Below are 14,691 nucleotides of genomic sequence, written 5' to 3'. Positions count from 1 at the left end.
GTCCGTCTCAGTCGAGGTAGCCGCGGAGCTGGTCGGCGAAGGCGTGGTCGCGCAGCTTGTTGAGGGTCTTGGACTCGATCTGGCGGATCCGTTCGCGGGTCACGCCGAAGATCCGGCCGATCTCCTCCAGGGTGCGCGGGCGGCCGTCGTCCAGCCCGTAGCGGAGCTGGACCACCTTGCGCTCCCGCTCGCCGAGCGTGGAGAGGACCGCTTCGAGGTGCTCGCGGAGCAGGAAGAACGCGGCGGATTCCACGGGCGAGGCGGCGTCGCCGTCCTCGATGAGGTCGCCGAGCGCGACGTCGTCCTCCTCGCCGACCGGCGCGTGCAGGGAGACCGGCTCCTGGGCGAGGCGGAGCACCTCCATGACCCGCTCCGGGGTCAGTTCCAGGTGGACGGCGACCTCTTCGGCCGTGGGCTCGTACCCCCGCTCCTGGAGCATGCGGCGCTGTACGCGGATGACGCGGTTGATGAGTTCGACGACGTGGACGGGGACGCGGATGGTCCGGGCCTGGTCGGCGAGGGCCCGGGACATCGCCTGCCGGATCCACCAGGTGGCGTACGTGGAGAACTTGTACCCGCGGGCGTAGTCGAACTTCTCGACGGCCCGGATGAGTCCGAGGTTCCCCTCCTGCACGAGGTCGAGCATGGTGAGCCCGCGGCCCACGTACCGCTTCGCGACGGAGACGACGAGCCGCAGGTTGGACTCGATGAGGCGGCGTTTGGCCATCCGGCCCATGACGACGAGCTTGTCGAGGTCGACGGCGAGCTGGGAGTCCAGATCGGGTGTGCTGCCGAGTTTCTCCTCGGCGAAGAGGCCGGCCTCGACGCGCCGTGCGAGGTCGACCTCCTCGGCGGCGGTGAGCAGCGGGATCCTGCCTATCTCGCGCAGGTACTGGCGGAAGAGATCGGCGGACGGTCCCGATCCGCCTCCGCCCGTGCCCTCGGCGTTGGCGCGCCCGCGCTGCTCCGGTACCGGCTGCTCGATGAGCTCCAGCACTTCGGGCCCGGGGTCTTCGCCCTCGGCTTCGGCGTCGCGCTCTTCGTCCACGGCTTCGACCTCCGAGGACTCGCTCTCGTTCACGGTCAGGGTCCGGGTCTGCACGGGGGCGACCTCCAGGGCTCCGAGGACGGGGGCACCGCACCTCAGTGTGGGGTACGACACATCACGGCCACGAGGGGCGTGCGAGCACTTTCTGATTCCGGCGCGTGACCGATGGTTACCCCCTGGCCCTTGTGCCGATGCGGATCGGACACATGTCCGAGAGGATCTGCGTCATGTACGAGTACGAAACCCACGTCACGGTGCGCTGCCCCGACGCGGAGGTGCTGGCCCGGCTCGACGCGTGGGCCGGGGCGCGGGGGCTGAAGGTCACCCACATCCTGCTGGCCCGGGGCCGGATGGTGTCGCAGCCGATGCTGACCCTGCGGGACCGCACGGGGCACGAGAGCCTGGTGCCGCAGCTGCGGGCGGCCGGCTTCGACCCGGTCCGGGTGAAGGTGGAGACGGTCCCCTGGACCACGGACCGGCCGGGCCCGGGCGGCGGCTACTTCGAGCACCACCTGAAGCTGCTGCTGCCGGCGGATTTCGACCGGGCGGCCCTGGAGGCCCTGGCCGTCCGGCACGGCGCCCACCTGTCGTGGAACGCCCGCCGCGCCGTGTCCGGGGGCCGCCTGCACGAGCGGTTCGTGACCCAGCGGTGGCGCGGCACGGCGGCGCAGGCGGCTGCGGCCTGCGCCGCGCTGGCCGCCGCGCTCGGCTCGGCGGGGTACGAGATCCGCTCGCAGGAGCGGGAGTTCGTGCTCTACGACAGTGACCTGTCGGTGGACGACGGGTGGATCCAGGAGGGGGACGCCGATGAGCTGGCAGGGTTTCGACTGGCGGAGCGCTGAGCTCCCCCGGGAGCCGCTGGACGAGGAGACGCGCCGGGCACGCGACCTCCCGCTGACGCTGCGCCCGGTGACGGGTGACGACCTCCGTCAGAAGGCGGTGTTCGATCCGTCGCTGAAGCACTTCAGCCGGGCGTACCGGGGTGCCGACCCGGAGTTCGAGGACCCGGCGCGGACAGCCGCCTGGCTGGCCGCGCGGCGGGCGGCGCTGGACGCCGTACTGATGGCCGTCTCCGAGTCCGCGTACGGGGACTCGCTGGTGCTGCGCGGGAGCGTACTGCTCGCCGACTGGTTCGGGGCGGCGGCCCGGGAACCGGGCGACCTGGACTTCGTGGTCGTGCCGCGCAGCTGGAACATCGGGGACGGGCGGACCGCTCGGATGCTGGACGCGATCGCAGCCGGTGCGGCCGGACGGGCCGGGGTCAAGGCGTCCGGCGCGGTGGTCGAGGACATCTGGACCTACGACCGGGTACCGGGTCTGCGGATGGTGCTCCCGTGGGAGGTGCCGGGACTGCCGGCCGGGCAGGTCCAGCTCGACTTCGTGTTCAACGAGAGGGTGCCGGCCGAACCCGAGCTGACGGAGCTGAAGTGCGGGGCCCTGGTCCTGGCGGCCACGCCCGCCCTCTCCCTGGCCTGGAAGCTGCTGTGGCTGGTGAGCGACGCCCATCCGCAGGGCAAGGACCTGTACGACGCGGTCCTGCTCGCCGAGCGGTATCCGCTCCCGTGGGAGCTGCTGGACCTGGTGTTCCGGCTGGCGCCCGAACAGCCGCTCCCCAACCCCGGGGTGACCCTGGAGGACACCGCGGCCTTCGGGAACGTCGGCCACGAGTGGGATCACTTCGTGGCGGAGTACCCGCGGCTCGCCGGTTCGGAGGAGGAGTACGTGCGGCGGCTGGTGGCGGCGGTCACGCCGACGTTCGAGGGAGCACCGCAGACTCCTCGGCCGGCTCGACGCGGACCGCGCACACCTTGAACTCCGGCATCCGGGACGTGGGGTCCAGCGCCGGGTTGGTCAGGGTGTTGGCGCGGCCCTCGCCCGGCCAGTGGAAGGGCATGAAGACCGTGTCCGCGCGGATGGCGTCCGTGATCCGGGCCGGGGCCACCGCGCGGCCGCGGCGGGAGGTGACGGCGAGCGGGCTGCCCTCGACGGCGCCGATGCGGGCGGCGAGGCGCGGGTGGAGTTCCACGAAGGGGCCGGGGGCGGCCGCGTTGAGCTCGTCGACGCGGCGGGTCTGGGCGCCCGACTGGTACTGGGAGACCACCCGGCCGGTGGTCAGGAGGAGGGGGTACTCGGCGTCCGGGACCTCGGCCGCCTCGCGGTGGGAGACGGGGGCGAAGCGGGCCCGGCCGTCCTCGGTGGCGAACCGGTCGAGGAAGAGCCGCGGTGTGCCCGAAGTGCCGTCCGGGCAGGGCCAGAAGACGCCCTGCTCGGCCTCGATGCGGGCGTAGTCGATGCCCGAGTAGTCCGCCGGGCCGCCCGCCGAGGCGCGGCGCAGTTCGTCGAAGACCTCTTCGGGGTCGGTCGGGAACCCCTTCTCCACGCCGAGGCGGGCCGCGAGTTCGTGCAGGACGTACAGGTCGGTGCGGACCCCCGGCGGCGGAGTGAGGGCGCGGCGGCGGAGCAGGACGCGGCCTTCCAGGTTGGTGGTGGTGCCCGTCTCCTCCGCCCACTGGGTGACGGGGAGGACCACGTCCGCGAGGGCGGCCGTCTCGGAGAGGACCACGTCGGCGACGGCCAGGAAGTCGAGGGAGCGGATGCGGTCCTCGACGTGGGCGGCGCGGGGGGCCGAGACCACCGGGTTGGAGCCCATGAGGAGGAGGGCCTTCACGTCCGTGCCGAGGGCGTCGAGGAGTTCGTACGCGCTGCGGCCCGGGCCGGGGAGGTCCGCGGGGTCGACGCCCCAGACCCCGGCGACGTGCTCGCGGGCCGCCGGGTCGGTCAGTTTGCGGTAGCCGGGGAGCTGGTCGGCCTTCTGGCCGTGCTCGCGGCCGCCCTGGCCGTTGCCCTGGCCGGTGAGGCACCCGTAGCCGGACAGCGGGCGGCCGGCCCGGCCGGTGGCCAGGCAGAGGTTGATCCAGGCGCCGACGGTGTCGGTGCCCTTGGACTGCTGTTCGGGGCCGCGGGCGGTGAGGACCATGGCCGACTCGGGGGCGCAGAAGAGCTCCACCGCCTCGCGGAGCTTCGGGACCGGCACACCGGTGATGCGTTCGACCAGCTCGGGCCAGTGCGCCATGGCGGCGGCCCGGGCCTCCTCCCAGCCGGTGGTGCGCGCGGCGATGAACTCCTCGTCGGTGCGGCCCTCGGCGACGATCAGGTGCAGCAGGCCCAGGGCGAGCGCGAGGTCGGTGCCGGGGCGGGGGGCCAGGTGCAGGTCGGCCTGGTCGGCGGTGCGCGTGCGGCGGGGGTCGATGACGATCAGGGTGCCGCCGCCCGCCTTGAGCTCGGTGAGGTAGCGCAGGGCGGGCGGCATGGTCTCGGCCAGGTTGGAGCCGACGAGGATCACGCAGCCGGTGCGGGGGACGTCCTCCAGCGGGAAGGGCAGCCCGCGGTCGAGCCCGAAGGCCCGCTGGTGCGCGGCGGCGGCCGAGGACATGCAGAAGCGGCCGTTGTAGTCGATCTGCGAGGTGCGCAGGGCGACGCGGGCGAACTTGCCGAGCGCGTACGCCTTCTCGTTGGTGAGCCCGCCGCCGCCGAAGACCCCGACGGCGTCGGGCCCGTACGTGCGGCCCGTGCGGGCGAGGCCTTCGGCGACGGCGGCGAGGGCCTCCTCCCAGGTGGCCGGTTCGAGCCGCCCGGCGTGGGTGCGGACGAGCGGCTCGGTCAGACGCACCCGGGAGGAGAGCACGGCGGGGGCGGTGCGGCCCTTGCCGCAGAGCGCACCCCGGTTCACCGGGAAGTCGGCCCGCTCCTCGACCACGACGCCGGTGCCGTCACCGTCCGGCTGGGGGCGGAGGTTCATGCCGCACTGCAGGGCGCAGTACGGGCAGTGCGTGGCAGTGGCTTCCTGGATGCTGTGCATACGGCCCAGGGTGCGCGGGGGGTGTTACGGCGGGGCGCGCCACCGCGTAACGGGCGGGGGTGCGGGGGCTCAGCGCAGGCGGACGCGGGCTGTGAGGGCCGCGGCCCGAACGCCGCGCGGGCCGGAGATGCGCTGCGCGAGATCCAGCCCGCCGGCCGGGTAGGGGACCCCGGTCCGCGCAGCGGGCCCGGACCCGACCCGGGCCCGGACCAGACCCGGTCCCGACCCGGAACCAGACCCGGTCCCGACCCGGCCCGACCCGCCCCGGACCCCGCTACTGGCCGGTCAGGTACTTCACCGTCAGGCCGGCCGTCCAGCCGCCGTCGACCGCGAGCTCGGCGCCCGTCATGTACCCGGCGGCGTCCGAGAGCAGGAAGGCGACCGCGGCCGCGATCTCCTCGGGGACGCCGACGCGGCCCAGCGGGGCCCCGGGGTAGTTGCCGTCGCCGGTCCGGATGCCGATCGGCGCGGTCATCGGGGTCAGCGTCATGCCGGGGTGCACGGAGTTGACGCGGATCTTCGCCTCGGCGAGCTCGACCGCGCCGATCTTCGACAGGCCGCGCACGCCCCACTTGGAGGCCCCGTAACCGGCGGTGAGCGCGAGGCCGGTCAGGCCGGCGGCGGAGGAGATGTTGACGATGGAGCCGCCGCCGGCCGCGCGCAGCAGCGGGATCACGGCCTTGATGCCGATGAACACGCCGACCAGGTTGATCTCGATCACCCGGCGGAAGTGCTCGACGCTCTCGTGCTCCAGGAAGGAACCGGTGGAGATCCCGGCGTTGTTGACCAGTCCGTCGATCCGGCCGAACTCGGCGACCGCGTACTCCAGCGCCGCGGCCCAGTCGGCCTCGCTCGTCACGTCGTGCCGGATGAAGCGGGCCGCGTCGCCGAGCTCGGCGGCCGTCTCGGCGCCCTCCGCCTCCAGCACGTCGGTGATCAGCACCTTGCCGCCGCCGTCCACGACGGCCCGCGCCGCCGCCGCGCCCAGGCCGCGGGCTCCGCCGGTGATGACGACGGCCTTGCCGCTCAGATCCACAACAGCCACGGTTCCACCTCTGCCACATGAGACTGATCGGTATATGACTAATCGGAATAACCGATGTGCCGGTCAGTGTGCCAGAGCGCCCAGGGCCTGCGACACCCCCTGCTCCTTCGGCCCCAGGAACCGCGGCTCCGGTTCGAAGACCGCGTCCAGCGCCGCCTTGCCCGCTGCGAAGACCTCGCGGGTCCCGCCGTAGTACCAGGTGGAGTCGTGCTCGTCGTCCACCCCGATCCCGTACGATTCCACGCCCGCGCTCTGGCACAGGGCGACGGCCCTGCGGATGTGGAAGCCCTGGCTGATCAGCACCGCCCGGTCGACCCCGAAGATCTTCTTGGCCCGCACGCACGAGTCCCAGGTGTCGAAGCCCGCGAAGTCGTTCACGATCCGGTCCGCCGGCACCCCGTGGCCGGTGAGGTAGGTGCGCATCGCGCTCGGCTCGTCGTACTCGGTGCGGCTGTTGTCCCCGGTCACCAGGACGACCCTGACCTTGCCGGTCCGGTACAGCTCGGCGGCGGCGTCGAGCCGGCGGGCCAGATAGGGCGTCGGCCGGCCGTTCCACAGCCCCGCCCCGAACACCACGGCCACCTCGCCGGCCGGAGCCTGCGCCGTCGTCCCCAGCCGGCCGGAGGCCGCCGCGTGCGTCCACGCCGACGGCAGCAGCGCCAGCACGCAGCCCGCCATCACCGCCTGCACCGCCCGCCGCCGCGCCCGCACGGTGCGCGGCCGCGCGGCCGCCCGGCTCCACTCGACCTTCGGCAGGCGCGGTACGCGCATCATCCATCCCCCGGTTCCTCGGCAGTCGTTCCGCTGGTCAGGACGCCTCCTGGGACCGCACGGTTTCGCGGGGCGCGGCGGAGCACGTCCCCGCGAAGGCCCGGGGCAGGCCGGCCGACAGGCGCGCGGACGGCCCGCCGACAGACCCGCGGACCGGCCCGCCGACAGGCGCGGCCACCGCCCTGTGAGCAGCCGGAAAACACCCGTCACCCCCGCGCAACGCATCGGCAACCTCCGGCGCGCAGGATCGGTCCATGACGGAGCCGGTGCACCCTCCCGCCATCCCGCCCCTCCCCTTCGGCAGCACGGCCGAGCTGCTGAGCCGGATCACCGCGCAGCTCGGCACGCAGCTCAGCGGGCTGCGACCGCCCCGCGCCCGTCCCCACGGAGACCGCCCATGCAGCAGCCCACCCTCGTCGCCGTGGCCCACGGCAGCCGCGACCCGCGCGCCCTCCACACCGCCCTCGCACTCCTCGACCGGGTCCGCGAACTCCGGCCCCGCCTCGACGTCCGCCTCGGCCACGTGGAGCTGAACCGGCCGCTGCTCGACGACACGCTCCGCGAGACGTCCGGGGCGGCGGTGCTCGTGCCGCTGCTGCTCGGCCGCGGCCACCACGTGAAGCGCGACCTGCCCGCGGCCGCCGCCCGGGCCGCGCACCTGCGCACCCGGGTCGCCGCGCCCCTCGGCCCGCATCCGCTGCTGGTCGAGGCCCTGTACGAGCGCCTCGCGGAGACCGGCTGGACCCCGCACCCCGCGGCCGCCGTGGTGCTCGCCGCGGCCGGGTCCCGCGACCCGGACTCGGCCGCCGACACCCGCCGCACCGCCGCCCTGCTCTGTGAACGGCTCGGCGGCGTCCCGGTGGTGCCCGCCTACGCCTCGGCCGCCGCGCCGACCGTGCCCGACGCGGTCCGGGCCCTGGCCGCCCGCGGCCGCCACCGCATCGCCGTGGCCTCGTACTTCGCCGCGCCCGGCCGGTTCGCCACCCAGTGCGCGGCGGCCGCCCCGGGCCCGGCCTCCGCCCCGCTGGGCGATCACCCGGCCCTCGCGCGGCTGCTGCTGCACCGCTACGACGAGGCCGCCGCCCTGCCCGTCACCCCGCACCGGCCGGAACTCGTCTCCGTCTGATCCCGGTTCGCCGGCCGTTGCGGTTACCGTCGATCCATGGAAGGCACCGCGCACGCCCCCGCAGACGATACGACCGACCTCTACGACTCCTCCGCCACCGAACGCTGGGCCGCCGAGCCCGACAAGCGGCCGGGGCGGACCGCCTTCCAGCGCGACCGGGCGCGGGTCCTGCACTCGGCCGCGCTGCGCCGGCTCGCGGGCAAGACCCAGGTGGTCACGCCGGGCACCCGTTCGTACGACTGGGACGCGAGCCCCCGCACCCGGCTGACGCACTCCCTGGAGTGCGCCCAGGTCGGCCGGGAGCTGGGGGCCGCGCTCGGCTGCGATCCCGATCTGGTCGAGGCCGCGTGCCTCTCCCACGACATGGGCCACCCGCCCTTCGGCCACAACGGCGAGGAGGCGCTGAACGAATTCGCCAAGGACTGCGGCGGTTTCGAGGGCAACGCGCAGTCGCTGCGGCTGCTGACCCGCCTGGAGCCCAAGCGGTTCGTCACCGCCGCCGACGGCGGACCGGTCAGCGTCGGCCTCAACCTCACCCGGGCCTGCCTGGACGCCGCCACCAAGTACCCCTGGGCGCGCGGGGAGCACCCCACCGACCCGGGCTCGGTGAAGTTCGGCGCGTACGAGGACGACCTGCCGGTCTTCGAGTGGCTGCGCCGCGGCGCGCCCGCCGACCGCAAGTGCTTCGAGGCACAGGTGATGGACTGGTCCGACGACGTCGCGTACTCCGTCCACGACTTCGAGGACGGTCTGCACGCCGGCCACCTCGACCCGAACCTGCTCTTCGCCGAGCCCGAGCGCGCCGCGATCTGGCAGGTGGCCATCGGCCGCTACGTCCCCGCCGACACCTCCCCGGAGGAACTGCGCGAGGCCCTCGACCGGCTGATGGAGCAGGAGTGGTGGCCGCACGGCTACGACGGCTCGGCCGTGGCGCAGGCCCGCCTGAAGGACGCCACGAGCCAGCTCATCGGCCGCTTCTGCCTGGCCGCCGAGGGCGCGACGCGCGAGGCTTACGGCAGCGGGCGGCTGACCCGGTACGGCGCGGAGCTGGTGGTGCCCCGGGCCGCGCGCAACGAGTGCGCGGTGCTGAAGGCGGTCGCGGACCTGTACGTCATGCAGCGCGACGAACAGGAGCGGATCCGCGCCGACCAGCGCATCGTCCTGGCCGAACTCGCCGAGGTGCTCCAGGCCCGCGCGCCCGAAGGGCTGGACCCGCAGTTCCGGGCGATCTTCGACGCGGCGCCGGACGAGAAGGCCAGGAAGCGAGCGGTCATCGACCAGATCGCGTGCCTCACCGACGCGTCCGCCCGCTCGCTGCACGCCCGCCTCACCCGGCGCACGCGACGCGCCGAAGGGTGAGTTGATCGGGCCACTCCCCCTTCACGCGGCAGGCTCAGTGCGGGACGCTCGCATGTGGTCGCATGTGGCGGAGAGGTTATGAGGAGGCATCAGGTGGTCGACGCACACCAGACGTTCATCATCGTCGGCGCGGGACTGGCCGGGGCGAAGGCCGCCGAAACGCTGAGGTCGGAGGGGTTCACCGGCCGGGTGATCCTCATCGGCGACGAACGCGACCGCCCCTACGAGCGGCCCCCGCTGTCCAAGGGCTACCTGCTCGGCAAGGAGGAACGCGACAGCGTCTTCGTGCACGAGCAGTCCTGGTACGCGAGCGCCGACGTCGAGCTGCACCTGGGCCAGCCCGCGGTGCACCTGGACCGCGACGCGAAGACCGTGCGCCTGGGCGACGGCACCCTGCTGCACTACGACAAGCTGCTGCTGGCCACCGGCTCCGAACCGCGCCGCCTGGACATCCCGGGCACCGGCCTGGCCGGGGTCCACCACCTGCGCCGTCTCACCCACGCCGACCTGCTGCGCAAGGCGCTGGCCTCGCTGGGCCGGGACAACGGCCACCTGCTGATCGCCGGCGCGGGCTGGATCGGCCTGGAGGTGGCGGCCGCGGCCCGCTCGTACGGCGCCGAGGTCACCGTGGTCGAGCCGCTGCCCGGGCCGCTGCACGCGGTGCTCGGCCCGGAGATCGGCCAGTTCTTCGCCGACCTGCACGCCGAGCACGGGGTGCGCTTCCACTTCGGGGCGAAGCTGACGGAGATCGTCGGCCAGGACGGCATGGTGCTGGCGGCCCGTACGGACGACGGGGAGGAGCACCCGGCGCACGCCGTGCTCGCCGCGATCGGGGCGGCCCCGCGCACCGCGCTCGCCGAGACCTCCGGGCTGGCCCTGGTCGACCGGGAGCACGGCGGCGGCATCGCCGTGGACGCCTCGCTGCGCACCTCGGACCCGGACGTGTACGCGGCCGGCGACGTGGCGGCCGCCCACCACCCGGTGCTCGGGACCCGGCTGCGGGTGGAGCACTGGGCGAACGCCCTCAACGGCGGCCCGGCGGCCGCGCGGGCGATGCTGGGCCAGGAGGTCGCGTACGACCGGGTGCCGTACTTCTTCTCCGACCAGTACGACGTGGGCATGGAGTACTCCGGACACGCCCCGGCCGGCAGCTACGACCAGGTGCTGGTGCGCGGGGACGCGGGCAAGCGGGAGTTCATCGCGTTCTGGCTCTCCGAGGGCCGGGTGCTGGCCGGGATGAACGTGAACGTGTGGGACGTCACGGAGCACATCCAGGCCCTGATCAGGTCGAAGGCCCCGGTGGACCGCGAGGCCCTGGCGGACCCGTCCGTTCCGCTCGAGTCGCTGATCCCGGCCGAGGGGGCCTGACGGGTTCGCCCGTGCCCGGCCGTAGACTTCACGGGTGGCAGGACGGATCAATGACGACGACGTGAAGGCGGTACGGGACGCGGTCCCGATCGACGCCGTGGTCTCCGACTACCTCCAGCTGCGCAACGCGGGCGGCGGCAACCTCAAGGGCCTCTGCCCCTTCCACGACGAGAAGTCCCCGTCCTTCCAGGTCAGCCCCAGTAAGGGCCTCTACCACTGCTTCGGCTGCCAGGCCGGCGGGGACACCCTCGACTTCATCATGAAGATCGACCACCTCTCCTTCTCGGAGGCGGTCGAACGGCTCGCCGGCCAGGCGGGCATCACCCTGCGGTACGAGGAGGGCGGCTACACCGCCGGCACCAGCGGCCGCGGCGAGCGCATCCGGCTGGTCGAGGCCCACAAGGCCGCCGCGCAGTTCTACGTGGACCAGCTGGGCAGCCCCGAGGCGGAGATCGGCCGCAGGTTCCTGGCGGAGCGCGGCTTCGACCAGGCCGCGGCCGCGCACTTCAGCGTGGGCTACAGCCCGGCCGGCTGGGACCACCTGACCCGCTTCCTGCGCGGCAAGGGCTTCAGCGACAAGGAGCTGATCACCTCCGGGCTCGCCCAGGACAGCCGCAGCGGCAAGCCGATCGACCGCTTCCGCGGCCGGCTGATGTGGCCCATCCGCGACATCAGCGGCGAGGTGGTCGGCTTCGGCGCGCGCAAGCTGCGCGACGACGACAACGGCCCGAAGTACCTGAACACGCCCGAGACCGCGATCTACAAGAAGTCCCAGGTCCTCTACGGCATCGATCTCGCCAAGAAGGAGATCGCGAGGACCTCGCGGGCGGTCGTCGTCGAGGGCTACACGGACGTCATGGCCTGCCACCTGGCAGGGGTCACCACCGCGATCGCCACCTGTGGCACCGCCTTCGGCGGGGACCACATCAAGATCCTGCGCCGGCTCCTGATGGACAACGCCACCGCCGAGGTGATCTTCACCTTCGACGGTGACGCGGCGGGCCAGAAGGCCGCGCTGCGGGCCTTCGAGGACGACCAGAAGTTCGCCGCCGAGACCTCCATCACCATCGCCCCGAACGGCATGGACCCCTGCGACCTGCGGCTGGCCCAGGGCGACGCGGCGGTCGCCGCGCTCGTGGACTCCCGCACCCCGCTGTTCGAGTTCGCGCTGCGGCACATCGTGTCCCGGCACAACCTGGAGAACCCGGCGGGGCGGGCGGCCGCGCTGGACGAGGCGGCCCCGGTGGTCGCCAACATCAAGAACATCGCGATCCAGCACGAGTCGGCGGTCCAGCTGGCGGGCATGCTGGGCATCCGCGACGAGCAGTTCGTGGTCAAGCGGGTGGCGCAGCTGGCGCGGTGGGCGCGCGAGCGCGGGAACCAGCCGCAGCAGGGCCGGCCCGGCAGCCGCCGGTCGTCCGACCCCGCTCCCCAGCCGGCGGCCCCGCAGCCGTCGGGCCCGGCCCTGAACCTGCGCAGCCCGGCCCACCGCACCGAGCGCGAGTTGCTGAAGCTGGCGCTGCAGCATCCGGCCCTGGTCTCGCCGGCCTTCGACGCGTACGGGACCGACGAGTTCACCGCGCCGCCGTACGCGGCCGTGCGCCAGGCCATCCAGGACGCGGGCGGCGCCTCGCTCGGCGCCGCGGACTACCTGGCCCGGGTGCGGGAGGCGGCGCCGAACGACACCGTGCGGGCGCTGGTCACCGAGCTGGCGGTGGAGGCGATCCACGCGAAGACGGTGGACGAGATGTACGCGGGCGTCCAGCTGGTCCAGGTAAGGCTGCGCGCGGTGGACCGCCGGGTGCACGAGGTCCAGGGCACCTTGTCCCGCCTTGGCCCGCAGGCCCCGCCGGAACAACTGGCCGCGGTCCAGGAGGAACTGTGGGTCCTCCAGCAGTACGGCCAGCGCCTCCGCAACCGAGGCGCGGAAGGCCTCTGACCGCCCGCCGGCGTTGGAGGCGGGTCCGATCCAGCCCCACCGACGTTCGAGGCGCGGGGGCCGTACGATCCAGCCCCGCCGACGTTCGAGGCACGGGGTCCGATCCAGCCCCGCCGACGTTCGAGGCACGGGGTCCGGGGCGGAGCCCCCCCCATCCAGCCCCGCCGGCGTTTGAGGCGCGGGGTCTGGGGCGGAGCCCCAGGAACGGGTCCGGGCGGAGCCCGGGGAACGGTGGAAGGGCGGGTAGGGGACCGCTCCGCGCAGCGGCACCCCGGTTCGGCCGCGCGTAACGGCCGCCGGGGCCGGGCGCGCGCCGGGGCACCTCCTCGGGCGTCGAACCTGCAGAGGCACCGGCAAGCAAGCGTGGTTGCGTTCGACGCCCTGCGGGGGCACCCCACCGCACACCCGACCCCGCCGGCGCGGGGTACGAACGGGGGCACCCCACCGCACACCCGACCCCGCCGGCGCGGGGTACGAACGGGGGCACCCCACCGCACACCCGACCCCGCCGGCGCGGGGGTGTCACGACCCGGCCCGCCGGAGCCAGTCGCCCCCGGTTATCTCCCTGCCGGACTCCGCCAGCCGCCGGGCCACCGGTGGGGCCGCCACGTAGACCCAGGCCCGGACCGCCGTGCCGTCGGACCGCACCGCCTCGCAGGCGACCCGGTCGTACACGTTCCCCGGGAGCCCCGGGCCCCGGTACTCCTCCAGGTGGTCCAGCGCGGCCAGCAGCTCCCCGTACGCACCCGCCGCCGCGGTGACCAGCTCCCCCACGACGACCGAGCCGCGCCGCGGGACCGCGTACGGATAGCCGGGGCCGTCGTAGAGCGCCGCGTCCGGGAGGCGCGCGGGCTCCTCCGAGGCGGTGCGTCCGCGCAGGAACAGGTCGTGGTTGACCTCGCCCGGCCGCAGGGTCCCGTAGACGAAGAACGGGAGCGATGTCACGGGGCTCTCCTTCGGGTGGCGTGATGCCCTCGGGCCGGGCCGAAAGTCCCGACTTTCCGGCGCCACTCCACCGTACGCACCGCTGTCGCACAACCTTCCGGTCCCCGTGACCCCTGCTGCGCGGCGGCACGGCGGCGGCCCGGTCACGGTGACGGTCCGGGGCCATGGGCCCGGTTTCCCGGAGCGGGTGCTGCGCGAGGGCCCGCAGCGGTTCCTGACGGGCACGCTCCTGTCGAACGCGGAGCCCTCGGCGGCCCGCGCGGAGGTGGTGCTGCCGCCGGCCTGAACCGTTCGCGGTGCCCGCCGGTCACCCGGACGGGGTGGGGTGGCACGAATGGCCTCGCCACCCCGCTGACGTGCACGAACGCGCGGCGGCGGGGCATGCCGGGCGATATCTGACGAAACATCAGCAGGCGGCTCGCGGGAGGGCCGGGTTACCTCGGAGACACGACCCCGTGTCTCCAGGAGAGCCCCATGCGCCGACGTACCGCACACGCGCTGACCGCGACCGCGCTGACCGCCGCGGCGTTCACCGGCCCGGTGGCAGGTGCGGCCCTGGCCTCGGACATCGGCATGGTGGCCTTCGCGCCCGGCGACTTCGCGCCGCTGGAGGTGTGGCCCAAGTCCGCGATGCCGGGGGCCACGGTCACCGTGAACACCACCGCGTGCGGCCCCGGCAGCCACGCCGAGGGCGATGCGACCACGGTGGGCGGCGGGCGGTTCAAGCTGGTCCCCACCACCCACAAGGAGGTGGTCGTGGGGCAGTTCCAGGTCGCCCGCGGCACCCGGCCGGGAAGCTACGGCATCGGCGTGACCTGCGCGGACGGCAAGTTCGCGACCGGTGACCTGGCCGTCACGGAACGCGGCCCCCAGGGTCACGTCCACACCGGGGTGGGCGGTGGCACGACCACCACCACCGACCCCGCCAAGATCGCGGCGGGAGCGGCAGTGCTGGCCGCGACCGCCGTCGGCGGTACCTGGCTCCTGCGTCGCCGGGCGAGCGGCACGCGGAGCTGACGGACGCCCACCGCGGCTCCGGCCGCGGTCCGACCGGTACCGTCCCCGTCGCCCGCTCCGCGAGGTCCCCCCGTTCGCGGGCGGGCGACGGCCATTGACCCCGACACGGACGCCGAGGGGGTTCGAGTGGGTGGCGTTTTCGGCGGCGATTCCCGGGGTGGCCGCACCGGAGCGGGCGGACACCCGCGGAAGTGCCCCCTCCGCTCTCCGGCCC

Annotated in this window: 12 protein-coding genes and 1 pseudogene; 8 read left to right on the top strand and 5 right to left on the bottom strand. The window is 74.2% G+C overall.

Translation table 11 applies throughout. The annotated features are described in order from the left end of the window. Positions 1-7: 7 nt before the first annotated feature. Entirely contained in the window at positions 8-1,102 is a 1,095-nt protein-coding gene (locus tag ACZ6Y1_RS19200; protein WP_469630616.1) for an RNA polymerase sigma factor, read from the bottom strand. A gap of 173 nt (positions 1,103-1,275) precedes the next feature. Between ACZ6Y1_RS19200 and ACZ6Y1_RS19195 the strand changes: the two genes are divergently transcribed. Together ACZ6Y1_RS19195 and ACZ6Y1_RS19190 are read left to right on the top strand one after the other, a co-directional pair. Next, positions 1,276-1,890, top strand: coding sequence for a hypothetical protein (locus tag ACZ6Y1_RS19195; RefSeq protein WP_469630613.1), 615 nt, complete (start codon positions 1,276-1,278; stop codon positions 1,888-1,890). Then, entirely contained in the window at positions 1,856-2,860 is a 1,005-nt protein-coding gene (locus tag ACZ6Y1_RS19190) for a nucleotidyl transferase AbiEii/AbiGii toxin family protein (protein WP_469630610.1), read from the top strand. Before ACZ6Y1_RS19195 ends, ACZ6Y1_RS19190 begins: the two co-directional genes overlap by 35 nt. Here ACZ6Y1_RS19190 and ACZ6Y1_RS19185 read toward each other — a convergent pair. The 3 genes from ACZ6Y1_RS19185 to ACZ6Y1_RS19175 form a co-directional block, all read right to left on the bottom strand. Then, positions 2,793-4,907 carry a molybdopterin oxidoreductase family protein gene (locus ACZ6Y1_RS19185; RefSeq protein ID WP_469630607.1) on the bottom strand — a complete coding sequence of 705 codons (2,115 nt, stop codon included), beginning with the start codon at positions 4,905-4,907 and terminating at the stop codon, positions 2,793-2,795. The two genes, ACZ6Y1_RS19190 and ACZ6Y1_RS19185, sit on opposite strands and share 68 nt — an antisense overlap. A gap of 274 nt (positions 4,908-5,181) precedes the next feature. Continuing rightward, entirely contained in the window at positions 5,182-5,952 is a 771-nt protein-coding gene (locus ACZ6Y1_RS19180; protein WP_469630603.1) for a glucose 1-dehydrogenase, read from the bottom strand. A 63-nt stretch (positions 5,953-6,015) separates the two neighbouring features. Then, a complete protein-coding gene (locus tag ACZ6Y1_RS19175) occupies positions 6,016-6,723 on the bottom strand; it encodes a SanA/YdcF family protein (protein ID WP_469630711.1) in 708 nt (235 codons plus the stop codon). 254 nt (positions 6,724-6,977) lie between these two features. Between ACZ6Y1_RS19175 and ACZ6Y1_RS19170 the strand changes: the two are divergent. From ACZ6Y1_RS19170 to dnaG, 4 genes and pseudogenes are all read left to right on the top strand, one after another. Continuing rightward, positions 6,978-7,849, top strand: a pseudogene (locus ACZ6Y1_RS19170) (sirohydrochlorin chelatase). 36 nt (positions 7,850-7,885) lie between these two features. Next, positions 7,886-9,208, top strand: a complete 1,323-nt coding sequence (locus tag ACZ6Y1_RS19165; protein ID WP_469630600.1) for a deoxyguanosinetriphosphate triphosphohydrolase — start codon at positions 7,886-7,888, stop codon at positions 9,206-9,208. Positions 9,209-9,301: 93 nt separating this feature from the next. After that, positions 9,302-10,576: an NAD(P)/FAD-dependent oxidoreductase gene (locus tag ACZ6Y1_RS19160; protein ID WP_469630597.1), complete on the top strand. Its 1,275-nt coding sequence runs from the start codon at positions 9,302-9,304 to the stop codon at positions 10,574-10,576. Positions 10,577-10,610: 34 nt separating this feature from the next. Continuing rightward, positions 10,611-12,515, top strand: coding sequence for a DNA primase (gene dnaG / locus ACZ6Y1_RS19155; RefSeq protein WP_469630594.1), 1,905 nt, complete (start codon positions 10,611-10,613; stop codon positions 12,513-12,515). A gap of 522 nt (positions 12,516-13,037) precedes the next feature. Here the strand turns inward: dnaG and ACZ6Y1_RS19150 are convergent. Continuing rightward, positions 13,038-13,460 (bottom strand): gamma-glutamylcyclotransferase family protein, encoded by a 423-nt coding sequence (locus ACZ6Y1_RS19150; protein WP_469630591.1) that lies wholly within the window; start codon positions 13,458-13,460, stop codon positions 13,038-13,040. 106 nt (positions 13,461-13,566) lie between these two features. Between ACZ6Y1_RS19150 and ACZ6Y1_RS19145 the strand changes: the two genes are divergently transcribed. Together ACZ6Y1_RS19145 and ACZ6Y1_RS19140 are read left to right on the top strand one after the other, a co-directional pair. Beyond that, a complete protein-coding gene (locus ACZ6Y1_RS19145; RefSeq protein ID WP_469630588.1) occupies positions 13,567-13,746 on the top strand; it encodes a hypothetical protein in 180 nt (59 codons plus the stop codon). Positions 13,747-13,934: 188 nt separating this feature from the next. Next, positions 13,935-14,477: a hypothetical protein gene (locus ACZ6Y1_RS19140; protein WP_469630585.1), complete on the top strand. Its 543-nt coding sequence runs from the start codon at positions 13,935-13,937 to the stop codon at positions 14,475-14,477. Positions 14,478-14,691: the final 214 nt, after the last annotated feature.

This window comes from Streptomyces sp. NPDC053432 (assembly GCF_055585365.1).
Note: the sequence above shows the minus strand (reverse complement) of the source record. Positions and strands in the feature narration are given on the sequence as shown.